28 protein-coding genes are annotated in these 26,145 nt (G+C 41.9%); 23 read left to right on the top strand and 5 right to left on the bottom strand.

Annotated features, from left to right (window positions below; genetic code table 11):
* Positions 1-4 precede the first annotated feature (4 nt).
* From secY to rplQ, 7 genes are all read left to right on the top strand, one after another.
* The gene (gene secY, locus IOD06_RS11720) at positions 5-1,336 is read left to right on the top strand and encodes a preprotein translocase subunit SecY (RefSeq protein WP_173240232.1); all 1,332 of its coding nucleotides are present in this window, start codon (positions 5-7) and stop codon (positions 1,334-1,336) included.
* A gap of 31 nt (positions 1,337-1,367) precedes the next feature.
* Positions 1,368-1,484, top strand: coding sequence for a 50S ribosomal protein L36 (gene rpmJ, locus IOD06_RS11715; protein WP_010196721.1), 117 nt, complete (start codon positions 1,368-1,370; stop codon positions 1,482-1,484).
* Between the two features lie 252 nt (positions 1,485-1,736).
* Positions 1,737-2,093 carry a 30S ribosomal protein S13 gene (gene rpsM / locus IOD06_RS11710; RefSeq protein WP_010196723.1) on the top strand — a complete coding sequence of 119 codons (357 nt, stop codon included), beginning with the start codon at positions 1,737-1,739 and terminating at the stop codon, positions 2,091-2,093.
* Between the two features lie 20 nt (positions 2,094-2,113).
* Positions 2,114-2,503, top strand: a complete 390-nt coding sequence (gene rpsK, locus IOD06_RS11705) for a 30S ribosomal protein S11 (RefSeq protein ID WP_010196728.1) — start codon at positions 2,114-2,116, stop codon at positions 2,501-2,503.
* Positions 2,504-2,551: 48 nt separating this feature from the next.
* Positions 2,552-3,193 (top strand): 30S ribosomal protein S4, encoded by a 642-nt coding sequence (rpsD, locus tag IOD06_RS11700; protein WP_010196731.1) that lies wholly within the window; start codon positions 2,552-2,554, stop codon positions 3,191-3,193.
* An 81-nt stretch (positions 3,194-3,274) separates the two neighbouring features.
* Positions 3,275-4,282, top strand: a complete 1,008-nt coding sequence (gene rpoA / locus IOD06_RS11695) for a DNA-directed RNA polymerase subunit alpha (RefSeq protein ID WP_021813386.1) — start codon at positions 3,275-3,277, stop codon at positions 4,280-4,282.
* A 19-nt stretch (positions 4,283-4,301) separates the two neighbouring features.
* The gene (rplQ, locus tag IOD06_RS11690) at positions 4,302-4,661 is read left to right on the top strand and encodes a 50S ribosomal protein L17 (protein ID WP_010196736.1); all 360 of its coding nucleotides are present in this window, start codon (positions 4,302-4,304) and stop codon (positions 4,659-4,661) included.
* A gap of 74 nt (positions 4,662-4,735) precedes the next feature.
* Here the strand turns inward: rplQ and IOD06_RS11685 are convergent, their stop codons facing one another.
* Together IOD06_RS11685 and IOD06_RS11680 are read right to left on the bottom strand one after the other, a co-directional pair.
* On the bottom strand, positions 4,736-5,356 hold the full coding sequence (locus IOD06_RS11685; protein WP_010196739.1) for an L-threonylcarbamoyladenylate synthase: 621 nt from the start codon (positions 5,354-5,356) through the stop codon (positions 4,736-4,738).
* Positions 5,357-5,616: 260 nt separating this feature from the next.
* Complete coding sequence (locus IOD06_RS11680; RefSeq protein WP_194621024.1) at positions 5,617-6,360, bottom strand: elongation factor P hydroxylase; 744 nt, start codon at positions 6,358-6,360, stop codon at positions 5,617-5,619.
* 185 nt (positions 6,361-6,545) lie between these two features.
* Between IOD06_RS11680 and IOD06_RS11675 the strand changes: the two genes are divergently transcribed.
* The 6 genes from IOD06_RS11675 to lysM all read left to right on the top strand — a co-directional run bounded on the left by IOD06_RS11675 (position 6,546) and on the right by lysM (position 11,083).
* Positions 6,546-7,139 (top strand): DUF177 domain-containing protein, encoded by a 594-nt coding sequence (locus IOD06_RS11675; protein ID WP_194621023.1) that lies wholly within the window; start codon positions 6,546-6,548, stop codon positions 7,137-7,139.
* Positions 7,140-7,458: 319 nt separating this feature from the next.
* On the top strand, positions 7,459-7,641 hold the full coding sequence (gene rpmF / locus IOD06_RS11670) for a 50S ribosomal protein L32 (protein WP_010196743.1): 183 nt from the start codon (positions 7,459-7,461) through the stop codon (positions 7,639-7,641).
* Between the two features lie 428 nt (positions 7,642-8,069).
* A complete protein-coding gene (gene fabD / locus IOD06_RS11665) occupies positions 8,070-9,038 on the top strand; it encodes an ACP S-malonyltransferase (RefSeq protein WP_194621022.1) in 969 nt (322 codons plus the stop codon).
* Positions 9,029-9,763, top strand: coding sequence for a 3-oxoacyl-ACP reductase FabG (gene fabG, locus IOD06_RS11660; protein ID WP_240216692.1), 735 nt, complete (start codon positions 9,029-9,031; stop codon positions 9,761-9,763). Before fabD ends, fabG begins: the two co-directional genes overlap by 10 nt.
* A gap of 272 nt (positions 9,764-10,035) precedes the next feature.
* A complete protein-coding gene (gene acpP, locus IOD06_RS11655; protein ID WP_025652201.1) occupies positions 10,036-10,272 on the top strand; it encodes an acyl carrier protein in 237 nt (78 codons plus the stop codon).
* Positions 10,273-10,573: 301 nt separating this feature from the next.
* Positions 10,574-11,083, top strand: coding sequence for a peptidoglycan-binding protein LysM (lysM, locus tag IOD06_RS11650; RefSeq protein WP_010196747.1), 510 nt, complete (start codon positions 10,574-10,576; stop codon positions 11,081-11,083).
* Positions 11,084-11,185: 102 nt separating this feature from the next.
* On the opposite strand, the gene queG is transcribed toward lysM, so the two are convergent.
* Complete coding sequence (gene queG, locus IOD06_RS11645) at positions 11,186-12,412, bottom strand: tRNA epoxyqueuosine(34) reductase QueG (protein WP_194621021.1); 1,227 nt, start codon at positions 12,410-12,412, stop codon at positions 11,186-11,188.
* A 191-nt stretch (positions 12,413-12,603) separates the two neighbouring features.
* Here queG and IOD06_RS11640 point away from each other — a divergent pair, with 191 nt between their 5' ends.
* Positions 12,604-14,406 (top strand): NAD(P)H-hydrate dehydratase, encoded by a 1,803-nt coding sequence (locus IOD06_RS11640; RefSeq protein WP_194621020.1) that lies wholly within the window; start codon positions 12,604-12,606, stop codon positions 14,404-14,406.
* Between the two features lie 29 nt (positions 14,407-14,435).
* On the opposite strand, the gene IOD06_RS11635 is transcribed toward IOD06_RS11640, so the two are convergent.
* Positions 14,436-14,939 (bottom strand): DUF4124 domain-containing protein, encoded by a 504-nt coding sequence (locus IOD06_RS11635; protein ID WP_010196759.1) that lies wholly within the window; start codon positions 14,937-14,939, stop codon positions 14,436-14,438.
* 909 nt (positions 14,940-15,848) lie between these two features.
* Here IOD06_RS11635 and IOD06_RS11630 point away from each other — a divergent pair.
* From IOD06_RS11630 to IOD06_RS11590, 9 genes are all read left to right on the top strand, one after another.
* Positions 15,849-17,648, top strand: a complete 1,800-nt coding sequence (locus tag IOD06_RS11630) for an acetolactate synthase 3 large subunit (protein ID WP_227670040.1) — start codon at positions 15,849-15,851, stop codon at positions 17,646-17,648.
* Positions 17,648-18,145, top strand: a complete 498-nt coding sequence (gene ilvN, locus IOD06_RS11625; RefSeq protein ID WP_010196775.1) for an acetolactate synthase small subunit — start codon at positions 17,648-17,650, stop codon at positions 18,143-18,145. The genes IOD06_RS11630 and ilvN overlap by 1 nt, the downstream gene beginning before the upstream one ends.
* 168 nt (positions 18,146-18,313) lie before the next feature.
* Positions 18,314-19,330, top strand: coding sequence for a ketol-acid reductoisomerase (gene ilvC / locus IOD06_RS11620; RefSeq protein WP_189586298.1), 1,017 nt, complete (start codon positions 18,314-18,316; stop codon positions 19,328-19,330).
* Positions 19,331-19,565: 235 nt separating this feature from the next.
* A complete protein-coding gene (locus tag IOD06_RS11615; protein ID WP_194621018.1) occupies positions 19,566-19,991 on the top strand; it encodes a hypothetical protein in 426 nt (141 codons plus the stop codon).
* Positions 19,992-20,346: 355 nt separating this feature from the next.
* Entirely contained in the window at positions 20,347-20,559 is a 213-nt protein-coding gene (locus IOD06_RS11610; RefSeq protein ID WP_010196799.1) for a cold-shock protein, read from the top strand.
* Positions 20,560-20,822: 263 nt separating this feature from the next.
* Positions 20,823-21,383, top strand: coding sequence for a DUF421 domain-containing protein (locus IOD06_RS11605; protein WP_189586303.1), 561 nt, complete (start codon positions 20,823-20,825; stop codon positions 21,381-21,383).
* Between the two features lie 439 nt (positions 21,384-21,822).
* Entirely contained in the window at positions 21,823-22,572 is a 750-nt protein-coding gene (locus IOD06_RS11600; RefSeq protein ID WP_010196801.1) for an electron transfer flavoprotein subunit beta/FixA family protein, read from the top strand.
* A gap of 132 nt (positions 22,573-22,704) precedes the next feature.
* Positions 22,705-23,637, top strand: coding sequence for an electron transfer flavoprotein subunit alpha/FixB family protein (locus IOD06_RS11595; protein ID WP_010196802.1), 933 nt, complete (start codon positions 22,705-22,707; stop codon positions 23,635-23,637).
* Between the two features lie 374 nt (positions 23,638-24,011).
* On the top strand, positions 24,012-25,202 hold the full coding sequence (locus IOD06_RS11590) for a cupin-like domain-containing protein (RefSeq protein ID WP_194621017.1): 1,191 nt from the start codon (positions 24,012-24,014) through the stop codon (positions 25,200-25,202).
* 115 nt (positions 25,203-25,317) lie between these two features.
* On the opposite strand, the gene IOD06_RS11585 is transcribed toward IOD06_RS11590, so the two are convergent.
* Positions 25,318-26,112 carry an RNA methyltransferase gene (locus tag IOD06_RS11585; RefSeq protein ID WP_194621016.1) on the bottom strand — a complete coding sequence of 265 codons (795 nt, stop codon included), beginning with the start codon at positions 26,110-26,112 and terminating at the stop codon, positions 25,318-25,320.
* Positions 26,113-26,145 lie beyond the last annotated feature (33 nt).

Below are 26,145 nucleotides of genomic sequence, written 5' to 3'. Positions count from 1 at the left end.
ATCAATGTCATCGGCTGGTATACCGCTTAATCCATTTGCCTTCATACGCAAGTATGATGAATTATGGACGCGTTTATTATTCTTAATCGGCGCATTGATTGTTTATCGTTTAGGGTCACATATTCCAGTTCCGGGTATCAACCCAGTTAACTTGGCTGATCTGTTTTCGCGCAACGAAAACACCATTCTGAGCATGTTTAATATGTTCTCAGGTGGTGCGCTAGAGCGTATGTCTATTATGGCGCTTGGCATTATGCCATATATTTCAGCATCGATTATTGTACAGATGATGTCTGCAGTACTGCCATCGCTTGAAGCCCTCAAAAAAGAAGGTGAAGCGGGACGACGCAAGCTAAACAAGTACACCCGTCAAGGGACACTTGCTTTAGCTCTAGTACAGTCATTAGGAATGTGTGCTGGCTTAATCAGCCAAAATCTTACCTTATCCTCTGGTTTGACTTTTTATATTCCAGCCGTTACTTCATTAGTAGCGGGCGCGATGTTCTTAATGTGGCTTGGTGAGCAGATTACAGAACGCGGCGTTGGTAATGGTATCTCAATGCTTATTTTTGCGAGCATTGTGGCTGGTACGCCAGGTATGATTTCGCAGTCTATCGAACAGGTCAATCAAGGTCAGATGAACCTGATTGTACTGTTCATTTTTGTACTATTAGGCATCGCGGTTACTGCAGGTATTGTTTATATTGAACGTGCTCAGCGCCGTGTCCCTGTCAACTATGCACAAAAACAGCAGCAAGGTCGCAAGATATACGCTCAACAGCAATCACATTTGCCGTTGAAGCTGAACATGGCAGGGGTTATCCCAGCTATTTTTGCCAGTTCTTTGTTACTGTTCCCTGCAAGTTTAGGGCAGTGGGTTGGTCAATCAACTGATCCTACTTTTGTACAAAAAATATTGCAAAATATGGCATTGGTGTTGTCCCCAGGGCAACCGCTATATTTAGTACTATTTGGCGCGATGATTATTTTCTTCTGTTATTTTTATACGGCATTGGTATTTAGCCCGCGTGAAGTAGCAGAAAACCTTAAGCGTAGTGGTGCGTATATCCCTGGTATTCGCCCTGGACAACAAACTCAGCGTTACCTCGATCATGTATTAAACCGACTGACCTTTATTGGCGCGATGTATATGACGGTTATTTGTTTAATGCCGATGGTCGTCCAGTCATCGTTTGGTGTGCCGTTTCAACTCGGTGGTACATCTTTACTGATTATGGTGGTTGTGGTAATGGACTTCATCTCGCAGATTCAAGCGCATTTGATGACCCATCAATATCATGATCAGACGTTAATTCAATCGCCCACTCAACCTTAAATGAGCGGTACGATATTTCAAGGAGTATGCTATGAAAGTTCAAGCATCAGTTAAGAAGATTTGTGGTAGCTGTAAAGTTGTGCGTCGTAAAGGCCGTGTACATATCATCTGTACAGCAGAACCGCGCCACAAGCAACGTCAAGGTTAATATTTAGTATCATAAAGTTTTAAACTTTTGTTACTATCTAAATTAATACTTGAAAAATAACGGCGGATGGGATATCATCCGCCACTTGCCGTGTTTATGCAGAATATTTTGTAATGCTGTCAATGGTTAGGCTTTTAACTAAGCCAAAACAGCGACAGTGACCATAATATATTTAGTATTAACAGCAACAATTCTGAAGAATAATGCCTTATTGATAAATAACGCTTATTTTTCTTTAATGGAGAGAAATCAATGGCTCGTATTGCCGGCGTAAACATTCCGGATAATAAGCATGCTGTTATTTCACTAACTTACATCTTTGGTGTAGGTCGTACCACTGCTCAGAAAATATTAGAAGCAGTTGGCATTGCCCCTACTACTAAAGTTAGTCAGTTAGATGATACACAGTTAGATGCTATCCGTGCACAAATTGCAAATTACATGACTGAAGGTGATCTTCGTCGTGAAGTTTCAATGAATATCAAGCGTTTAGTTGATCTTGGTTGTTACCGTGGCATACGCCATCGTCGTAACCTACCAGTTAGAGGTCAGAACACCAAGAACAACGCTCGTACTCGTAAGGGTCCGACACGCCCTCTCAAAAGATAATTAACTTAGGAAGCTAAAAGATGGCAAAAGACACTCGCAGTCGCAAAAAGGTGGCTCGTCGTTCAGTATCGGAGGGCATAGCCCATATCCATGCGTCTTTTAATAACACCATTGTTACGATTACCGATCGTCAGGGTAATGCATTGGCTTGGGCCACTTCAGGTGGACAAGGCTTCCGTGGTTCACGTAAATCTACACCATTTGCAGCTCAGGTTGCAGCTGAAGTCGCTGGTAAAGCGGCTCAAGAATATGGTGTTAAGAATATCGACGTTTTGGTCAAAGGACCAGGACCGGGTCGTGAGTCTGCGGTAAGAGCACTAGGTGCATTGGGTTATAAAGTTAACAGCATCTCTGATGTAACCCCAATCCCACACAATGGTTGCCGTGCGCCGAAAAAGCGCCGCGTCTAATATTAAAGACGAAGCTTTTTATCCCAAAAGCTTATAGGAGACATAACAATGGCCCGCTATATTGGACCAAAACTCAAATTATCACGTCGTGAAGGTACAGACTTAGGCCTTAAGTCTGGTGTTAAACCATACGATGTTAAAACGAAAAAAGCTGGTCGTCCACCAGGTCAACATGGCGTTAGCCGTAATAAGACCTCAGAATATGCTCTACAGCTGCGTGAAAAGCAGAAAGTTAAGCGTATTTATGGTGTACTAGAGCGTCAATTCGCTAACTACTATAAAGAAGCTGCTCGTAAGCGCGGTGCTACCGGTGAAAACCTACTAGCCATGCTTGAGAGCCGTCTAGATAACGTTGTATATCGCATGGGCTTTGGCTCAACTCGCGCAGAAGCACGTCAGCTAGTCAGTCATCGTACTGTTATGGTAAAAAAAGCTGGCCGTGATGAGTTTGTTCGTGTGAACATTCCATCAATTCAGCTTCAAGATGGTGATGTCATCGCTATCCAAGAGAAGTCTCGCGAACAACTACGTATTAAAAACGCTATCGAATTAGCGACACAACGTGGTATTCCAGAATGGCTAGATGTTGATCACAGCAAACTACAAGGCACGTTTAAACAAGCGCCTGATCGTATTGATCTACCTGCTGAAATCAACGAAAGCTTGATCGTTGAGCTATACTCTAAGTAAATGACGTACTGCTCGATGTCATGAAAATGGCATTGAGCAATTAACGTTAATTAAACCAGTTTAATAAATCGAGGTGACATCATGATGCTAAATGCAACTGAGTTTCTAACGCCGAATGCCATTAACGTGGATACGGTTAATGAAACGATTGCGAAAGTCACGCTCGAACCGTTAGAACGCGGCTTTGGGCATACCCTAGGTAATGCCTTACGTCGTATCTTGTTATCTTCATTACCTGGTGCTGCAGTCATTGAAGCTGAGATTGATGGCGTTGACCATGAATACTCTACGCTTGAAGGGCTACAAGAAGATGTACTTGACTTGCTTTTGAACTTAAAAGGCTTGGCAATTACGCTTCATGACCAAAATGAAGTATTTTTGACCTTGGATAAACAAGGTCCAGGCACTATTACTGCTGCAGATATCGCGCTACCACACAATGTTGACATCATCAATCCAGAATTGGTATTGGGTACATTGAGTGATCGTGGTCATCTTAAGATGCGTTTGCGCGTAGTAATGGGTCGTGGATATGAGCCAGCAAACCAGCGCCGTGAAGATGGTGATACTAAGGCAATTGGACGCTTAAAGCTTGATGCAAGTTTTAGTCCTGTGCTTCGTGTTGCCTATCAGGTTGAGAACGCTCGTGTAGAGCAGCGTACTGATCTTGATCGTCTTATCATTGAGCTTGAAACTAATGGCACTATAGATCCAGAAGAAGCAATTCGTAAAGCAGCCACTATTTTACAACAACAGATTTCTATCTTTGTTGACCTAGAAGCTGAAGAAGCGCCTGAGCCTGTGAAAGAGAAAGAAGAGGTTGATCCGGTGCTATTACGCCCTGTGGACGATCTTGAACTAACGGTTCGCTCAGCCAACTGCTTGAAAGCTGAAAACATTTACTATATCGGTGATTTGGTACAACGTTCAGAGACTGAACTTCTAAAAACCCCAAATCTTGGTAAGAAATCATTAACGGAAATCAAAGACGTTTTAGCGTCTAAAGATTTAGAGCTCGGTATGCGCCTAGATAACTGGCCACCAGCTGATTTACGTGTTGATGATCGCTTTTCTTATCGTAGCCGTTAAACTTTAAGGATTTTTGACTATGCGCCATCGTAAGAGTGGAGTCAAGCTGGGTCGTACCGGCAGTCATCGTAAGGCAATGTTTCAGAACATGACTAACTCATTATTTGAGCATGAACTGATCAAAACAACTTTACCAAAAGCTAAAGAACTACGTCGCGTTGCCGAGCCATTGATCACTATGGCTAAAGAAGACAGCGTTGCTAATCGTCGTTTAGCATTCAGCCGTATGCGTAGCAAAGCTATGGTAGGCAAATTATTTGGCACGTTAGGTCCTCGTTACCAGACGCGTCCAGGTGGTTATTTGCGTATCGTAAAATGCGGTCATCGTGATGGTGACAATGCGCCAATGGCATATGTAGAATTAGTTGATCGTGACTAATTTTGTACTGAATATATGATTCATAAAAAAGCTCCAATCGATTGGAGCTTTTTTTTATGCGTTTAAATAAGTAGTTATAATAACAAAGAACTAACGTCAGCAGCACCTTGTCTGATGATTTCAGGCTGGCTACTGGTCATATCAACGATAGTGGTTAGCTTAGTGGTTTTTATACCTGCGTTGATGAGACCGTCTATTTGGTTGCTTAACAGATCTTCTATTTCAAATGGATCATCAAGTATATCATCGCGATTTGGTAATATTAATGAGCTGGTTAAGATAGGCTCGTCCATGGCTGCCAAGAGTGCTTGGGCAATAGGATTACTTGGCACACGAATACCAATGGTTTTTTTCTTCGCATGTGCCAGTTTCTTTGGTACGTCTTTTGTGGCATTAAGAATAAAGGTAATAGGAGCTGGCGTATGAGCCTTAAGCTGCTTAAATTGCACATTATCTACTGCTGCATAATTAGCAATTTCACTTAAATCTCGGCACAATAACGTAAATTGATGCTTATCATCAAGCTCACGGATTTGCTTTAATTTTTCGAGGGCGTCTTTTGCACCTAAACGACAACCAAAGGCATAACTGGTATCGGTAGGATAAATGATTAATTGATCCTTGCGTAATAGATCAGCGGCTTGCTCAATAAGACGCGGTTGCGGATTTTCGGGATGAATATAGAGCACTTGCATAATAGTTCCTTGTTTTATAATTATAGGTTATATACTTTTGAGATGGTGGATGAGTTGTTATCAAAGAAATAATGCTAGAAAGAAATAAGAGTAATAATGAGTCAATCTTTTGCTAGCTTCGCTTTATCTTAGCTGCACCACAAAATCTACTTATATATCAGTATAGCTTAAAGCAAATATAAGTTTATTGGCAAGGCGTTACGGTTGGTAGGAAATCGTTAACATCTTACGAGCTTCGCTGTCATGAACCTTATAGAGATTTATCGTGGCTCGCTGTTAGTTAACTTATCGTTACAAACACTTAATAATACCCGTAGCAAAGTTTTGGCATCACGTGGCAGCGTTACTGGCTTGGTAATATAAGCTTCAACTTGTAAATAAACGTCCTGAGCAAAAGTGCTACCACTGGTATCGAAGTCGGCAAACAGATTGTCCTGTGAGACTCGAAAGTGATATCCACAGGCAAGAGTAAACAAACACTCAAGCGCCTGCGGTTTAATCTCTACGCGCTCAAATGCTTGCTGCTGAGCGGCTGAACGCCCATCTGGTGCATACCAGTAGCCAAAGTCGGGTAGGCCTCTACGTTCTTTACCAGCGACACACCAATGGCTCATTTCATGCAGCGCACTGGCAAAAAATCCGTTGGCAAACTCGATTCGTGCTGGCTGATTGTTCTGAGCAGGGAAATATTCTGGTTCACCATTACCAAATGCTAATATCACTTGATGCTTGGCAAACACGGTATTAAACAAACAAATAAGCCAATTGGTTGCTGATTTTTCAGTATCTGCTATAGACGCACTTTCCTTAGACAGTTTTTGCCATTGATCTGCTAAATCTTTTAGGTTTGTACTTATTTTAGAATCGGGTATGCAAGTCTTTAGAGTGCTCATAGGGCATTCTATAGCTGTATCTTCTAAGTCAGTGAGATGTTGAAGCAAAAGAGTCGTATCAATAGAAGACCACAATGCAGAAAAATCAGGGTTGGCGGTAGGCGATATCATAGATAGAAGATTGACCGAATAAAAAATAAGAGACTGTTGGTACTCTATACATGAAATGAGTAAATAAAAATGTGAGGCAACCCAAAGGTCAAAAAATCTTAACATACTAGCGCTAGCGCTACTCAGCGCTTTCCGATAGTATGGCAGGCAATATTATACACCGTTTTTGATGAATGAGGCCGCGTATGTCAAGCACTCCAGTAAGCAAGCCTTCAGCGGCTCAAGCTGATAATATGCAGAATCCTATATCGAGTAATATGCCCGAACACCTTTCCTTAAATAAATGGGAAGATACTGGCTTTGAGTGGGCAGGAGAGATAGAGCCTACTTCTTTTGAGCGTCTTTCCGCTATACTGACGACCGAGCATGAACAAGAAAAAATCCAGCTCACTGCCAATCTTTATCGTCGTAATAATGTCTTACATCTGTCATTTAAATTGGCGGGTGATGTATGGCTAACTTGCCAGCGCTGCTTGCAGCCCGTAGCCACTGACTTAACTGATGATTATGATATTGCACTACTCGATGACGAGAGCCAAGTGCGCCTAGTCAATGAAGAGCAGGACTATTTATTGCTTGATGAAGTCATTACTGAGCAGTCGCCAGAGCGCTTATTGCCTTTGAAAAAATTGGTTGAAGATGAAATATTGCTTAAAACACCGATGGCACCGAAGCACGATGACTGTGAAATGACGGTTGAGCAATTTGGTGAGATACCTGAAGAAGAAGAAAATGAAAATCCTTTTGCCGCTTTAGCATCGTTGAAAGGCAAGTTATAAAAGAAAAAATGCTGTATTCAATTGATTTAGAATGCCTTTTATCGGCTTTGTGCAGAAGAGTCGTACGCAGGGCTTTATTAATCGATGAAACATGCGTATAATGTCCCGTTTATTGCATTCTAGCAACAGGTTACTTGCATATAAAAACTGACTAGGCAAATTGACTATAGATTTTAGACGTAGTTAGCATTTTAATGCACGTGGCAATCTATTTAACTAATGATGCGTAAGACTTAGGTTGTTGTGATTATATAGCCTCTGTCAGTATCGACTAAAGCTGAATTTTAAGCTTATCCCTTTTAAGTATAGGAGCTATATCATGGCTGTTCAAAAAAGTCGTAAAAGCCGTTCTCGTCGTGACATGCGCCGTTCACACCATCGTATGGAAGTGGCTGAGCTAAGCGTAGATGCTACCACTGGTGAAAAACATCGTCGTCATCACATGACTAAAGATGGTTTTTATCGTGGTCGTCAGTTGTTCAAGGTCAGTCAAGACGCTTAATTGACTATTTAATCAGTGATGCAACAATACGATGGTGCTGATGGCACTTTACGGCTTTTTGTACCGCTATTATTAGGCAATAAGTTTTGAGCTAAAGAAAGCCAAGTTATTTCGCTACCATATATTATGTGGTGGGATAACTTGGCTTTTTGCTATGAATTTTTTATGACGTAGCTCCCTATCATTGGGTTTTATCACGTAATTTTTTATCAAATGCGGTGCCTAAAAAACTGTCAAAAGCTAAATATTATCTTACCTTAACGCCTCATTTTTGCATCAGCTATGATAATAGTATCTGTCAGTGTATAGTTTACTTATAATCAGCTGTCTGAGTGATCAGTTAAAAATATAACTCTAGACCGCCCCTAATTTTACAATACTCCCGATTATCTTTAGGGATGTTTTCAATTACATAAGGAATATTGGTTATGGCCTCTGTACCCGATATGATAAAAAAACAGCCAACCCGCATTGCGGTGCTTTTCCCTGGTCAAGGCTCACAAATTGTCGGTATGACCAGCGAGCTCGCTGAAGCTTATCCAGAGATTCGTGATACTTTTGCTGAAGCAAGCGAAGCACTGGGTGAAGACTTATGGGCAATTTGTCAGGATGAAGAAAAGCTCAATCAAACGCAATATACTCAGCCAGCCTTATTGACGGCTAGTATTGCCATTTGGCGTATTTTACAACCAAAATTCAAAAAACCGCCGTGCTATTTAGCGGGTCATTCTCTAGGTGAGTACAGTGCCCTTTGTGCCGCTGGAGTGATATCGCTTGCTGATGCGGTTAGATTAGTACATACGCGCGGTCAGTTGATGCAGGAGGCGGTAGTAGGTATCGATACAGCGATGGCAGCAGTGCTAGGGCTCGAAGATCATCGTGTGGAAAACTTGTGCGAGCAGGCAACCGAGCATGTTGATGGCGCGATTGTCGGAGCAGCAAATTTCAATAGTCCAGGACAAGTTGTGGTCTCAGGAAATGCGGCAGGCGTCACAGCTGTCATCGATAAAGTAAAAAATACTGGCAAAAAAGCCATCCCACTAAAGGTGAGCGTGCCATCACATTGTGCGCTTATGGCGCCAGCAAGTAGTGCTTTAGCGGAAGCCTTAGCAGCTATTAAGTTTGATCAAGCAACCATTCCGGTTATTCAAAACCGTCATGCGCGTGTTGAGAGTAGTGCGGCAGGTATTAAGCAAGCATTAACCGAGCAGCTAAGTGAGCCAGTACTATGGTCAAAGACCATGCAAGAGCTGGCTGATAAGCAAATTAATATTTTAATCGAGTGTGGCAGTGGCAATGTATTGAGTAATTTGGCCAAGCGTCAAGCGCAACCAATTGCCAGCTATCCTACTGACAAGCCCACCCGTCTTGATAAATTAATGGAGGTATTATCATGAGCCGTACGATTACCCTAGTGACTGGTGCCAGTCGCGGTATTGGCAAGGCAGTCGCCAAACGTTTTGCAAAGGAAGGACATTTCGTGATTGGGACAGCCACCACAGAAAAAGGTGCTGAACTTGTTGATGGTTATTTACATGATAGTGGTGGTATTGGCCGTGTATTAGACGTACGCGATACGGCACAAATCGATAAGTTATTTGAAGAGATTGAAAGCGTCTATGGCGCGGTGCAAGTGCTGGTTAACAATGCTGGTATTACCCAAGACGGTCTATTGATGCGCATGAAAGATGAAGATTGGGAGAACGTGGTTGATACCAATTTGACATCGGTTTATCGCATGAGTAAACGTGCGGTACGCGGTATGATGAAGGCGCGTCGTGGTCGTATCATTAATATTACCTCTGTCGTTGCTCAAATGGGCAATGCTGGTCAGTCTAATTACGCGGCGACTAAAGCGGGCGTAGAAGGTTTTAGCCGTACACTCGCACGTGAAATCGGCTCACGCCAAGTCACGATCAACTGTGTGGCACCCGGTTTAATTGAGACGGATATGACGGATGAGCTTGACGAGCGCCTACTAAATTCGATGCTAGATGCCGTGCCTATTAGTCGTCTTGGGCAGCCAGAAGACATTGCAGCTGCCGTACATTTCTTAGCTAGTGACGAAGCCAGCTACATCACAGGTGCTGTTATTCCTGTCAATGGTGGCATGTATATGTAAGTGACGCACAAGTGTTACATACTTATAATAAAAAACTGTGTGAACGAGTGTAAACTATAATAAAGGGTGCTATAATGACGAATACTTTTACGTCAAAGCCCTGTATGATAGCAGGGCTTTACTAGACATTAGACAGAACGTATAACGTGTCATAGAGTACTCAGACGGCAATGCTGATCTGGCAAATTCCATTTTATATACTAGGCGATAACGTTTAACTATCGCGCTATCGCAGTTTATTAAAAATAATAGATGATAAAGGAGCAATCTACATGAGTAATGATACCGAGCTAAGAGTAAAGGCGGCAGTAGCTGAGCAATTAGGTATGAACGTTGAAGACATCAACAATGATGCTTCATTTATGGAAGATTTAGGCGCTGATTCATTGGATCTAGTCGAATTGGTTATGTCATTCGAAAGCGATTTTGGCATCACTATTCCTGATGAAGATTCAGCTGAATTGACGACGGTTCAAAAAGCAATCGACTACGTACAAGCCCAGCTATAACTCGCTATTTGCTTAGCAAGTCTTACAATGCCGCTTATCTATACAGCATAGATAAGCGGTTTTTTTATGTTCGTTATTTATTCTAAGAGTCTATCCCAGTCATTTATGCTCATCTAGTGATTCATTTCATTAACATAAGCTACGCCAAATCAACATTACTCAACATACTATTACTATTCATCATATATGTCTTTGCCTATACTAATAATGGTAAACAAGAAATAATAGTAATTACTAGATATAATTACCATTAAAAGAATAACGATTAATAATAAATAATAGTATTTCAAGGAGCAGTTATATGGGTATGTTTAGTTTTGCAAAAGACATCGGTGATAAGATTTTTAACCGTGACGACGAAAAGCATGACGCTAAATCAGAAACCAAAGCAGACGCTAGTACGCCTGTCGCCAGCGGTGAGCCTTCAGCACAATCGGTTGCCAACATTTTGCTACGTCGCATCCAGCAGCAGAACCTCAATATCAGTAACCTAAAAATTAAATATAACGGTTCGACGGATACTGCTGAAATCAGCGGTAACGCCAAAACACAGGCCGACCGTGAAAAAGCCATTATCGCTATTGGTAATGTCCAAAACGTCGCTAAAGTCATTGATAACATTGATATCGAAGAAGATGCGCCTGAATCTACGATGTATACCGTAAAGTCTGGTGACAGCCTATCTAAGATTGCTAAAGATGTTTATGGTTCATCTGGTGATTATACAAAAATCTTTGAAGCCAATAAGCCTATGTTGTCTGATCCAGACAAAATTTATCCTGGTCAAGTATTACGCATTCCTAAGCCTTAATCCCTAGTCCATAAATCCTAAGCTTAATTAGCATCAGCATGTTTAATACAGTAAAAAACGCCTCTTTAATAAGAGGCATTTTTGTATCTAAAAGGCATAGGTTTACCGATTACTGATATTTAATTTCTCAGTTTGTTCGGTAAGCGCCCAATGAATATGTTCGTCCAGCATGTCGTTATGCAGGCCTAACTTAGATCGTAGATGAGTGACGATTTCTATACTGGGATTAGCATTGCCAAGTCCAATGGCGATATTGCGCAAAAAGTTCACATACCCTGTGCGCCTGAGCGGACTGCCTTCAGTTTTTTTCATAAACTCTGCTTCTTGCCATTGCCACAGCTCAAGCAAACTGCTGTTATCAAGCTGATGCCGTGGCGTGAAATCTTCTACGGTTGTAAGGTTGGCGTAGCGATTCCACGGACAAATGAGCTGACAGTCGTCACAACCGAAGACGCGATTGCCAATTGCGCGTCGATATTTGGTATCAATGATGCCATCATGCTCAATCGTTAAATAAGAAATACAGGCAGAAGCATTGAGCTCATAGGGTGCGACAATCGCTTGGGTTGGGCAGATATCAATACAGGCGCTGCAACTGCCGCAGTGCTCTTTTACTGGTTCATCATCCGGTAACTCAAGACTCATAAACAACTCACCCAGCACAAAGAATGAGCCCGCTTGTTTGTTTAGCAATAGCGTATGCTTGCCCGTCCAGCCAAGTCCTGCTGCATCTGCAATAGGACGCTCAAAGATAGGGGCAGAGTCACTAAAAGGTCTAAAAATAAATTCTGCATCAGCTCCAATATCTAGATGCTGCCATTCAGCAAGCATCGCTTCTATCTTTAAGGCTAATTGTTTTAAGCGGCTGCGCATCGTCTTATGATAATCACGGCCTCTGGCATAACGCGCAATGATACCTTGATTGGGATGATCATCATCAGTGACCGCACGCGGGGTAGGTGTCTGAGTGAGGTAATCCATACGCACGCTGATGATGGTTTTTGCCCCTTCTACCAGTTGGGCAGGATGCGCACGTAGGTGGTGATTGTTATGCATAAACTGCAATTGGCCTTCATAGCCTTTATCCAGCCACCGTTGCAATTGTTCAATTTGTTGAGTAAATAAAGGATGATGCACGGATAAGAAACCACAGTCGGCAAACCCTAAAGACTGTGCTTGAGCCTTGATCCATTGCTTTACCTCTGCGGTGGTAGCAAACGTTGGGCTATTACTCACAGTAATCTTTTTTTCGGGCGCAGGGTTAGGCTCAGGAGACGTTTTCTGCTGACTTAAAGGGACAGGCAAGTTTACTTTAGAAGGATTATTCATGTGTGATAGCAGGCAATAGAGTGAATACCGATATGATAAGCCAGTGAGCTAAGAGCGCAAGTATAAAAGCAAATAATCTCACATTTCATATTGATACATAAGTCAAAGTGAGCTTTTGCTAAGCTTAGACAAGCGAGTAACCAGCAAGTTTTGATATGATAAAAAACCAATAAAAATAATCGAGGAACGGTATGCAAACTCAATCCAATGTATTTTCATCAGACACAACGAGACCGATAGCCCTATATAGCAGCGAGCAAGTCTACGCTATGGAGCAAGCATGGTTTGCAGAAGGTTATGACAGCTTTGGATTAATGAAGCAAGCTGCTTGGCAAATGGCGCAGCATATAGAACAGCTCTATGAGAAAAAATATCTGAAAGCTGGTGCCTCAGCTGATCATAAAGTCTATCGACGTAATAGTTGTCAGCAACGAGCGAGTATCTGGGTAGGAAAGGGGAACAATGGCGGTGACGGTTGGCTTATAGCTTACTATTTGCAGCAGGCAGGCTGGGAGGTAAAAGTAATCGCAGTCGGCTATGCTGCCGAGGATCTAGATACAGATTATCAAGTAGAAATTGCTAACAAAGTAGACAAACACGACGTTGTATCCGATGCTAAGCAAGCGCAACAAATAGCGCTCTCTGCTAAGGTGAATTATCAACGCTTTGAGGATAGTGGTACCAATCAAAGTGAGCTAAAAGGAGCGGACTGGCAAGCTGATATTTATATCGATGCATTATTTGGTATCGGACTGGACCGTGCACCTGAAGGTGTTTACGAGCAGGCTATTAGCACCTTTAACAAAGTAGCGCAATCAAATGATGATTTGGCAATTGCCGTTGATATCCCGAGTGGCTTAGTGGCTTCTACTGGTCAAGTATTTGAGCGCATTGCCATAAAAGCTGACGTGACGCTGTGTTTGATTGCCCGTAAATTCGGCTTACATACCAAAGATGGCATGGACTATAGCGGGAGCGTGATTGATATACCGTTAATACCGACTCAGTCAAACAACTCAGCCGCCACTTTAGTGACTGTAGCGCACGCTTTAAATGCTCGTCGACAGAACAGTTATAAAGGCAGCTATGGTCACGTCTTGGTCATTGGTGGTAATCGCATTGATGGCTCGCAAGGTATGGGCGGGGCAGCCATACTATCTGCCAGTAGCGTCATGGCGACAGGTGCGGGCAAAATTACCGTGGCTTGTCACGATGCCTTTCATGGCGCCTTATTAACGTCATTACCCGATGCGATGACGATTGATTTGCATGATAAAGAGGGGGTGAAAACATTAATTAAGGACGCTAGCGTCGTTACCATTGGCATGGGATTGGGGCGTGATAAAAAGGCACAAGCATTATTCATCAGTTATGTTCAGGCTGCTATAGCAGAGGGGAAGCCACTGGTCATTGATGCAGATGGTCTTTATCATTTGGCATCATTGCAGATGGAGAGTCGTGAGCATCCTCATAAACACGAACTCATCGCTCAGCTGCGACAACACAGCATGGATCATCAGGTTTGTTTGACGCCGCATAGTGGTGAAGCGGCTAGATTGCTTGATAAGAAAATTAGTGTAGTAGAAAATGATCGATTAGCAGCTATAAAACAGTGTGCTAAAACTTATGGCGGTGATTGGGTGTTAAAAGGCGCTGGTTCATTGGTACTGGAGCTAAGGGTATTAGAACACAAGGGTTCGCAAGCGTATATTTATGTTTGCGGCGTAGGTAATGCTGGCATGGCCACCGCTGGCATGGGCGATGTATTATCTGGGGTGATTGCTGGGCTGTTGGCACAAAAAGATCTAGAAGACGAAGCGCGCTGCTTACACCAAGCGGTTCTGCTGCATGCGCTAGCAGGAGACGCCTTGGTGAATGATACTGACCATTACCAACATAATAGCTCGCTACTGATTGGACAGCGCGGGCTACAAGCGCAAGATATGCCAGCAGCCATTCGTCATGTGATGCAACTGATTACCAATCAAAATTAAGTAGAGCAGTATGCCGTATTACATCAAGATTAGGTCGTAGAGCCATTACAATACTGAGTGATGGCCTGCTGCACGCGCTCACGCTTAAGCTCGATTTCGCGACCATCTAAGTATTCACGTTTGCCATCACTATCCATCTCATAGATGCGCCCGCCAACGTTTAGATTGGTTAGGTTATTACGCAGTGATTGGCAGCGCTGTGCATTAGCCTGCGCTTCTTGATCCTTAATACGTGCTTCTAGCTGGGCAACGCGCTGTTCTTCTGCACTTTGAGTAGGTGTATTTTGGTTAGCTTCTGTTTTACCCGCTAGCTGACCTGCGTTGTTCTGTCTACCATCGCTACGAAATTCGATCACTTCAATATTTCTACCCTCTTGCGGCGCATGCTGGCTGTACTTCACTTCACCATGCGTACCAATCGATTTATACACTTGGATAGCATGACTGGCATTCATTGACAGCATTATCATACACGCAGTACTGATACTGATGAGCAGCTTGGCAGGGGTATGTATGGTAGACGTGTATGCCATAGTAGCGGTCCTCTTAAGGGGGTAAAAAATGAAGGTAGATATTTATTTAAAGGCAGTATTTACATCGATAAATAACAATATGAATACAGTAGCGTTTGATTTTAGCAAATAATGCTTATGAATGTACATTATTTAATAACTAATAGTTAGGGGTGGGTTTTAGAAGTTTTTCTTGACAATAGGACTCAAACCATTGAATATAATAGCAGTTGATTGGTCAGTGAGCGGCTTTTATGATATTGCCGTGGCACTTGAGAATGAGAACTGCGGGTTACTTATCGGTAGCTTACGTCGTTTTATTTTCTTTGTGATAATGATATGGCAAAAATGATGATCATAGCGATTATTATTAATGACTGTATATGTTGTCTCCGGACTTATCTGTCTACAATGACTAAGATAAACTTATTATTTGAAATACGCTAAGTGTGGATTTTTGCGGTTGTATTGCTTGCATTAAATGCAAAACAATATTTGGTTATGATGTTTTTTATTAGCCTATTATAAGATCAGATGATCTTATGACGTAGTATTGGCTATTAGAATTATTTTATGACTTTAGCTATAGCAGCGCCTCTTCTACAAACACTATCGCTCATAAGTAATAAGCCTCTTTTATAGATGCATTCGTATCTTGTCATGGTATATCGATAAACTCCTGTCACAAAACTGACCCCAAATACATTGCTGTGTTTGAGTATTATCTTGCGTTGTACGACGCGATTGCTTAAATATAGTGGGCAGACATTCTTGATATGGACAAGGATTGGCAATCATTTTTATAAGATTTAAAATAACGCCCAAACGTGGTTGTTTTCTTTTATAAAATAATGCAAATTCTCGCCGCAAAAAAAGGTGATGACAGTGACGCAAACCACGCAAACCACGCAAACCACGCAAAGTCCGAATATGACGGGACATACCCAAACAGGTAATGCCGCCAAAAATTTTGAAGAAAAGCAACAACGTCTTGCTGAAGGTAGCAAGCAGCCTGTGATGCTATCTGGTGCTGAGATGCTGGTGCAATCGCTGACGGATGAGGGTGTCAAATATATTTTTGGCTATCCAGGCGGCGCAGTGCTGCACATTTATGACGCGTTGTTTCAGCAAGAAAACATCGAACATATTTTAGTGCGTCATGAGCAAGCAGCTGGCCACATGGCAGATGCTTATTCGCGAGTGACTGGTAACACAGGTGTCGTGCTGGCCACGTCAGGTCCTGGTGCTACCAATACAGTAACAGCTATTGCCACCGCCTTCATGGACTCAGTTCCGATGGTCGTGATTTCAGGTCAAGTACCAAGCAGCCTAATCGGTGAAGATGCGTTCCAAGAAACCGATATGATCGGGGTCTCTCGTCCTATCGTTAAGCATAGCTTTCAAGTACGCCATGCTAGCGAAATTCCAATGATTGTCAAAAAAGCCTTTTTTATTGCGCAGTCTGGTCGTCCAGGTCCTGTCGTAATTGACGTACCAAAAGATATGACCGCGCCTAGCGAAAAATATGCCTACGAATACCCAGAAGAGGTGTTTATACGCTCGTATCAGCCTTCAGTGAAGGGGCATGGCGGCCAAATCAAAAAAGCGGTTGAGACCTTATTATCAGCGCAGCGTCCTGTTATCTATGCTGGTGGTGGCGTGATTTGGAGTAAAGCCCATAAAGAGCTGACCGAACTTGCACATCGTCTAAACTTGCCAGTGACCAATACGCTAATGGGTTTGGGAACGTTCCCTGGCTCTGATCGTCAGTTCTTGGGCATGCTCGGTATGCATGGCACTTATGAGGCCAACATGAGCATGCATCATGCAGATGTTATTTTGGCGGTTGGTGCGCGTTTTGATGACCGTGTCACTAATAATGTCAAAAAATTCTGCCCGAATGCGACTATTATTCATATCGATATCGATCCAGCTTCTATCTCCAAGACTATTCTTGCCCACATTCCTATCGTTGGTGACGTAAAATCGGTTCTTACGGATATGTTAGAGATTATCGGTGAAGATAAAGAATTGGAGCAGCATGCCCTACTAGATTGGTGGTCACAGATTAATGAATGGCGTAAGCGTCATGGTCTGCGTTATGACACCAGTACCGAAAACGGCATCAAGCCACAAAGTGTCGTACAAGCACTAGACAGAGTGACCAACAGCAACGCCATTATCACCAGTGACGTCGGTCAGCATCAGATGTTTGCCGCGCTTTACTATACTTATCTAGAGCCAGGTCAATGGCTCAATTCGGGTGGTTTAGGTACGATGGGCGTTGGCTTACCATATGCAATGGCAGCCAAGCTTGCTAATCCAGATCGTGATGTGGTCTGTATTACTGGCGAAGGCTCTATTCAGATGAATATTCAAGAGCTATCGACATGCCTGCAATATAATCTACCGGTCAAAATCTTGAACCTAAACAACGCGCAGTTGGGTATGGTAAAACAGTGGCAAGATATGCTGTATGAGGGTCGTCATGCGTCATCTTATATGAATTCATTACCAGACTTTGTAAAGCTAGCTGAAAGTTATGGTCATGTCGGTATCAAGATTACTGATCCTGCCACCATGGAAGCACAGATTGCAGAAGCCATGGCAATGAAAGACAAGCTGGTATTTATTGACGTTTATGTCGATCGTAATGAGCATGTGTATCCAATGCAAATCGCTGGACAGACGATGCGTGATATGTGGTTAACCAAAGGGGAGCGTACCTAATGCAACAACAACATCTGATTTCGGTATTGATGGAAAACGAAGCGGGTTCGTTGTCGCGGTTAGTCGGCTTGTTCTCACAACGTGGTTATAATATCGAAACCTTAAACGTCGCCCCAACGGAAGATCCGAGTATTTCGCGTCTGACAGTGACGACGATTACTTCTCCTGAAAGAATTGAGCAGATCACCAAGCAATTGCATAAATTGATTGAAGTGGTTAAAGTGCTTAATCTATCAGACACCGTTCACGTTGAGCGCGAGTTAATGCTAGTCAAAGTTCGCGCAACGGGTAGCGTACGTGAAGAGATCAAACGCAGCGCAGATATTTTCCGTGCACAAATTGTTGACGTCAATGCCAACCTCTATACGATTCAGATCGTTGGTGATACGGCTAAGCTAGATGGTTTTATCGATACTATCGGTCGAGAACGTGTCTTAGAAGTGGTACGTTCGGGTGTGATTGGTATTGCACGTGGAGAAAAAACACTGAGTATTTAATACGCTTAGTGGCTGAGCAACTGAATAGTTAATCAAAATCATTTTAGTTATAATCTATCTATTTACCATTAACATAACGCTTATGTTAGTGACCATTTTACGATAATGGCTACTGCATAGGCGTTTACTATCCATGGCACGCCATGATTGAGGAAAAGGACTCTATTTATGAACGTTTATTATGATAAAGATTGCGATCTATCGATTATCCAAGGCAAAAAAGTTGCGATTATTGGTTACGGTTCACAAGGCCATGCACACGCACTTAACCTACAAGATTCAGACGTCGATGTGACTGTTGGTCTACGTGCAAACTCAAGCTCATGGAAAAAAGCGGAAAACGCTGGTCTAAAGGTTGCTGAAGTTGCTGATGCAGTTAAAGCTGCTGACGTGGTTATGATTTTGACCCCTGATGAGTTCCAAAAAGAGCTTTATAACAATGAGATTGAGCCTAACATCAAAGAAGGGGCTACGTTAGCTTTCGCTCATGGTTTCGCGATTCATTATAACCAAGTCGTTCCTCGCAGCGATCTTAATGTCATCATGGTTGCCCCGAAAGCACCTGGTCACACAGTTCGTAACGAATTCACCAAAGGTGGCGGTATTCCAGATTTGATCGCTATCTATCAAGACGCCTCAGGTCAAGCCAAGCAATTAGCTTTGTCTTACGCAGCTGGTGTTGGTGGTGGTCGTTCAGGCATCATCGAAACCACGTTCAAAGATGAAACTGAAACTGATCTATTTGGCGAGCAGGCCGTACTTTGTGGCGGTGCTGTTGAGCTAGTAAAAATGGGTTTTGAAACGCTAACAGAAGCGGGCTATGCGCCAGAAATGGCTTACTTTGAGTGTTTGCATGAGCTTAAGCTTATCGTTGACCTCATGTATGAAGGCGGTATCGCTGACATGAACTACTCAATCAGTAATAACGCTGAATACGGCGAATATGTCACTGGTAATGAAGTTATCAATGAGCAATCACGCGAAGCCATGCGTAACGCGCTAAAACGCATCCAGTCTGGCGAATACGCAAAAATGTTCATCAGTGAAGGTGCTACCAACTATCCATCAATGACGGCTCGTCGTCGTAACAATGCTGAGCATCCAATTGAAATCACTGGTGCTAAGCTACGCGGTATGATGCCATGGATTGGTGGTAATAAAATCATTGATAAAGACAAAAACTAAGTCAATATTTTATGATAATAAGGCTTAAGAAGCCTTAAAAAAACCCGTGTTATCAAGTGATAGCACGGGTTTTTTATTGCTATCAATACAAAGATATTTTTGAAAATGTCTCAATAGTAACGGTTGAAAACTAGCAATAGCACCCAATATAAGCAAGCGTCGTCGGTTCAGTTAGATGACTATGTCGATGGTTGTTTCTCTTCTTATTTTTTCCATAGATTACAGGTTGTATGTTGTGCAAATATCTTTTCCAGACTGGCTAACGCCGCAATTCGTGTATATTACTCTTAGTGCTGTCGTGGCTGTTTTGATTTGGATCGAAGGTGAGATGCTCAAAGGCACCGATGGCAAGCTGCCACAATCTAAGTTTTTTCAAATCAGCTCGCTGCTAGACACTTCATGGTTTTTTATCTCTGTGGTGATGTTATACGTGATCGATCTAACGCCGTTAGCGGTTGCAGTACCTGCGGCATACGGGATTTATACGGTGTTTGGTTGGGTTTACGGCACCAAATTGTTAAAGCGTAAAGGTATCCCAGATTCACCCAAAGATTTGATCATACCAGCTAAGTATATTGCTTATAGCCAATCGTTTTCTTTGATATTTTTTGCCCTTTGCTTACTGGTGTTGACCTCACCATGGCTACCTATAGCACAGTAAATGTATGCAAAAAGTGATAGGATCTAATTTTTATTATTGAATATATATAACAAGAATATTGAAATTGAAAGTAATAAACAGGGTCTAGAAGAGATAACGAGCCATTAAAGTACGGTGCTAAATGGTGATTAAAGGCTTCTTATATTGTTTACAAAACTCTGTAATTTAATATGTTGCAGTCAAAAAAAACTGTTATAATCAAGCTGTACTCAATGGATTTGAGGCGAAAACCATAAGTTATCTCTTTGATATATTATGAGTTTGAGCCGTCGCATTCAGCAAAGAATCTAGGGTATATATCAATTAATCGGTGATGACACACGTCTCGCCAACAGTTAAAGAGTCAGGAAAATTTATGTCAGATAAAGTTGAAGGCACTGTAAAGTGGTTTAATGAAGCTAAAGGTTTTGGTTTTATCGCTCAAGACAATGGCGGACAAGACGTATTCGCTCACTACAGCGCTATCCAAGGTGGCGGTTTCAAAACCCTAGCTGAAGGCCAAAAAGTATCTTTCATCTTAGGTGATGGCAAAAAAGGCCCACAAGCTGAGCAAATCGAAGCCATCTAATTTTAACGGCTGTTGAGTATCACTGTTAACAGTATTCTCAGCAATGTTAATTTTAATAAGATGTATAGATTTCTTTGTTTGTTAAAACAATAAAAATACTGTTTAGACTTTAAAGAAAAGCAACCTCTCATCAGGTTGCTTTTTTTGTGCCATTTATTTCACATTGAAAATAACTGTCGTTAAATACTAGCGGTTTGAACGGTCGATGATTCCAGATAATGTAACGTATTTACGTAATAAAAATGCAGGAAAGAGGGTGTTTTATGAAGTGGCATACATGGTTTTCAATTGAATGGCAGCAAGTATTGGGTATTTCATTATCAGCGCTTGGGTTTTATTTAGGACTCATGTTATTTACGCGATTGATGGGGCTACGAAGTTTTTCTAAGCTCTCGAGCCATGATTTTGCCATGACAGTTGGTATTGGTAGCATACTGGCCTCAACAGTGTTGTCCGATAGCCCGTCTTTGTTACAAGGCTTATTCGCCGTTGCTGTGCTATTTATGATTCAAGGGGTTATCTCAGTTATCAGACGTAAAGTCAAACCCTTGAAATCCTTGATTGATAATCAGGCCATCATACTGATGGCGCATGGTGAATATTTTTTGGATAACCTAAAAGAAGCGAATTTGAGTACCAGTGATGTGCAAGAAGTACTACGCAAAAATGGGCTCAAATCCAAGAGCGAAGTCTTTGCAGTTATTATGGAAACCACAGGGGACATGAGTGTCATTAAAAATGATAACACCATTCCCGATTGGTCGTTGTTTGATGATATTCGTGATAGTGATTTGTTGATTAAGCCTGATAAAAGCACTTTATAAATTGTTTTAAGGGCATAAAAAGCATTGAGGTGATAAATAATAACAAAACGTTAAGTAAGTAATGCGATGATAATGCTATAAAGGGCAAAAGGTTAAGCCCCTTATTAGAATGAAACCGTAAATAATAGGTCTATAAACTATTTTTTTAAGAATAGTGACAAATTTATGACGCATTATTCACGGCACTGCCTTGACCTTAAGGCGCTGCTCGCGCAAGATAGATAGGTCTGATAATAACGGTTGGCTTAGCTTTAACAGATTTGATGAGTAGGGAATAGTAGACCGATACCCTTTGGTATTGTTTTGGCATTTCTGACTATTAATTTGCTGTTGAGGCAGTAACGACCTTAAGTAGCACTTTGAACGACAGTTTAAAAGATGAACCTTTGGTTCTTAACTGACAATTTTTTAATTCATAACATTAATAAACGAGGAACGTATGAAAGCATTAGTAGCGGTCAAGCGTGTCATTGATTATAACGTAAAAGTTCGTGTAAAAGCTGATAACTCTGGCGTGGATCTATCTAACACTAAGATGTCAATCAACCCTTTTGATGAAATTGCAGTAGAAGAAGCCGTTCGTCTAAAAGAAGCGGGTGTGATTGATGAAATCATTGTTGCGTCTATTGGTCCAAAAGAGTCACAAGAGCAAATCCGTGCAGCGCTAGCATTGGGTGCTGATCGTGGTGTTTTAGTATTGACTGACGCCAAGCCTTATCCACTGCAAATCGCTAAGATTCTGAAAAGCATTGCTGAGTCTGAATCTACAGATATTATCCTATTGGGTAAGCAAGCGATTGATGACGACAACAACCAAACTGGTCAGATGCTAGCCGCATTGATGGGCATTGGTCAGGGTACGTTTGCCTCAGAAGTGAAAGTTGAAGGCGATAAAGTCAACGTCACACGTGAAATCGATGGTGGTTTACAAACGCTTGCGCTTGACTTGCCAGCGGTGATTACAACTGATTTGCGCTTGAATGAGCCACGTTATGCCAAACTGCCTAACATCATGAAAGCGAAGAAAAAGCCACTTGATGAAAAAACGCCAGCTGATTTTGGTGTTGATATGGCTTCTAAGCAAGAGATTATTAAAGTTGTGCCACCTGCTGAACGTAAAGCTGGTATTACAGTGAAGTCAGTTGATGAATTGGTCGATAAGCTAAGAAACGAAGCAAAAGTAATCTAGTACTTTGTTATAGCGTATTCTGTGTAAAATTATCATGACGCTGCTCGTGTATTTTAAAGCTAAGCGTACGAATAATTTTATGAACAGATGACCACATGAATAGATGATACGAACAAATAAAGGATAAAAACAATGGCAATTTTGGTATATGCAGAACATGACAATGCCAGTCTAAAAAAGGCAACTTTAAACACTATCGCTGCTGCTAAACAAATGGGTAGTGATGTCCATGTATTGGTCGCTGGTAGCGGCGCGCAAGCAGTGGCTGATGAAGCAGCAAAAGCTGAAGGCGTGGCTAAAGTACTATTGGCTGACAATGCAGCTTATGAGCATCAATTGGCTGGTAACATAGCGCTATTGGTTGCTGATATTGCTGGTGATTACAGCCATATCATTGCACCTGCTACAACGACTGGCAAAAACTTCATGCCACGTGTTGCGGCATTACTTGATGTGAGCATGTTGTCAGAAATCTCTGCTGTCGTAGATGCGCAAACTTTTGAGCGTCCTATCTATGCAGGCAACGCAACAGCGACTGTTAAAACATCAGAAGATAAAGTGGTATTGACTGTACGTACGACCGCATTTGATCCAGTCGCGAGCGAAGGTGGTTCAGCCACAGTTGAAGCAATCGATAACGTACAAGAAACAGGTAAATCAAGCTTTGTTAACGAAGAGATGGCGAAATCTGACCGTCCTGAATTGACCTCAGCTGGTATTGTTGTCTCTGGTGGTCGTGCATTGGCCAATGGTGAGAACTTCACTAAGTACATCGAGCCATTAGCCGACAAATTAGGCGCAGCGGTTGGTGCATCACGTGCTGCTGTTGATGCAGGCTATGTACCAAACGATATGCAGGTCGGTCAAACGGGTAAAATCGTTGCACCGGATCTATATATCGCTGCTGGTATCTCAGGTGCTATTCAGCATCTAGCTGGTATGAAAGACTCTAAAGTCATCGTTGCTATCAACAATGACCCAGAAGCGCCTATCGCTAGCGTTGCGGATTACTTCTTAGAAGCTGATTTGTTTGAAGCATTGCCTGAGCTAACCAGCAAGGTTTAAGCTTGAACGATTAAGCATCTGATATCGCTTAATCTATGATAAATCGTAAAGCCTCCGATTCAATGAATCGGGGGCTTTTTTATGGGATATTTTAGATGCTGATATTTTCTATGCCACTTTTTATATCGCTGTAATTTAGCTTGTTTTTATTACTATTTTCAAAATGGTAATACGCCTTAGAATTTATCTCGATTTTATAAGACCTATCAAAATGAGGGCACACGCTAGTCAAATGGATAAATGTCAGCTAATATACTGATACTATCATTTGATTTGTATTTTTTTAGATTGATCTGACTATAGATGACTAAATGATAGACCAATTAATTAGTACGTTAAGGGATTAGGAGATACTAATGGAGGCAGGATTAAACATGTCAGAACGCTTACCTCAGGAATGGAATGATTGGGTAGCAACGAATATGATGCGCGGTGTTCAAACAGAGACAATCGTTCAAACACTAAAGGATAATCGCTTTTCAGATGCTCAAATAAAAGTCGCACTGAGTGATGATTTTAAGGTAGCAGCAAACGACAGTAAACAACCGATTCGTAGGCTACCAAATAACTGGAAAGAATGGGTCGCTACCAATTTGCTTGAAGGCACGAGTAAAAACAGTATTGCGAACGTATTGACGCAGCAAGGGTTTAGTCATGCGGAGATATTACTAGAAATAGAGACGGCTTCTAAAAGTCCTTACCTACAAGCAGGCATTAAAGCCGCTAAGCTCCTAAAAAAACGAGAATGGCTGCTTAGCACCTGCGATGACTTGGCCAAGTTAGATCCTGGTTATAATCAGAAAATTGATGTGATCGATACGCCACCGTTTGAGGTGTTTATTAAAGATTACTATAGTAAACATAAGCCTGTGGTACTGAAAAAAGGTATTGACCATTGGCCAGCACTAAAAAAATGGAGCCCACAGTATTTTGCAGATACGTTGGGAGATGCAGAAATTCAGGTGCAGTTCAACCGCGAGAATGATGCGCTTTTTGAACGTCATTCTGATAAGTATCGTAAATCAATGCTGATGTCTGAATTTGTCAATATGATAGAAAATGACGGTGAAAGTAACAACTATTATATGACTGCTAATAACACGCAACAAAACGTTGAAACCATTAAACCGGCACTTGATGACATCGGTGATTTTGGTAAAGGTTATCGACAGCTTTTGGACAATGATGCGGCCTTTAGTACGTATTTTTGGATGGGACCCAAAGGAACCTTTACACCGCTACACCACGATTTGACCAATAATATGCTGGTTCAAGTATATGGTGCTAAGAAAGTAACATTGATTCCAGCATGGCAAGTACCTTGGTTATACAATGATTTGCACGTATACAGTGAAGTGGATTTTCCTACTTTCGATCTGAAGAACCATCCTTTGATGCGGCATGTGACCCCAGTTGAAATCACTATTGAAGCTGGCGATGCATTATTCATTCCTATCGGGTGGTGGCATTGTGTGAATGGACTGGAAAAATCTATTAGTATTAGTTTTACTAACTTTAATGCACCGAACAACTATTCCGCGAGCTTTATGGAAGCACAAAACTAATGTGTATGTAGAGTTGAACGAATCAGATCTAAATAAAAAAATGACTGAATAAATATATTTATTCAGTCATTTTTTTATCAATCTTTTATCTTTACTACATAAATGACAGTGCGCTTTAAGAGTAGCTTCTTTGACGTAGCGTTTCATATAAGCATAATGAGCCTGCAATGGCGACATTGAGGCTTTCTTGACCATTGGGCTGTGGTAGAGCGATAGGGGTGGCACACTGCATCAATTCATCGCAAACGCCTTGACCTTCATGTCCCATAATCCAAGCGATTGGTTCTTTTAAGTCATGTTGATAAATAATCGTATCGGTATGTGAACTGGTCGCTAAAAGTGGTACTTGGACATAATCTAAGATGTCTTGCACACTTAGACCTTCATAGATAGTTAGGGCAAACTGCGCACCCATACCTGATCTTAGCGTCTTAGGAGACCATGCTTGTGCTGTGGCATCGGTACAGAGTATGTTCTTGATGCCAATTGCTGCTGCGGTGCGTAGTAATGTACCAACATTACCACTGTCTTGGACATCATTCAGAATCAGGCAGTCATCATTAATTATCGCTAAGCTAGGCGTCGGTATATTGATAAGCGCCATGATATCGATACCCGTACCCAAGCTACGAATACTCTCATATAGCGAGTCTGATAGCGTTAGAATAGGCGTATAAGTCGGCAGACGAGTTAAAACCTGCTGCACCTCAGAATGGTTATGGGCGGATTCTGCTAGCAATATTTGGGTAAACGGGTAGTCGCTACGTAGAGCTGCATCGATGAGATGAATCCCTTCGATGACAGTTTGACCTTGTTTTTTACGCTGTCGAGCTTGCGCCAATAGTGCCTTGACCAGTTTGACCGTCGTATTTTTATCTGAGGTAATCAGCTCGGTGGGATTTGCTACCATAATGGATCGCTTAGAAAAAAAGATAGAGAATTT

The sequence above is a fragment of the Psychrobacter sp. N25K4-3-2 genome (genome assembly GCF_015351755.1).
GTDB lineage: Bacteria > Pseudomonadota > Gammaproteobacteria > Pseudomonadales > Moraxellaceae > Psychrobacter > Psychrobacter glaciei.
The sequence above is the reverse complement of the archived record's forward strand: the minus strand, read 5'-3'. Positions and strand labels throughout refer to the sequence as shown.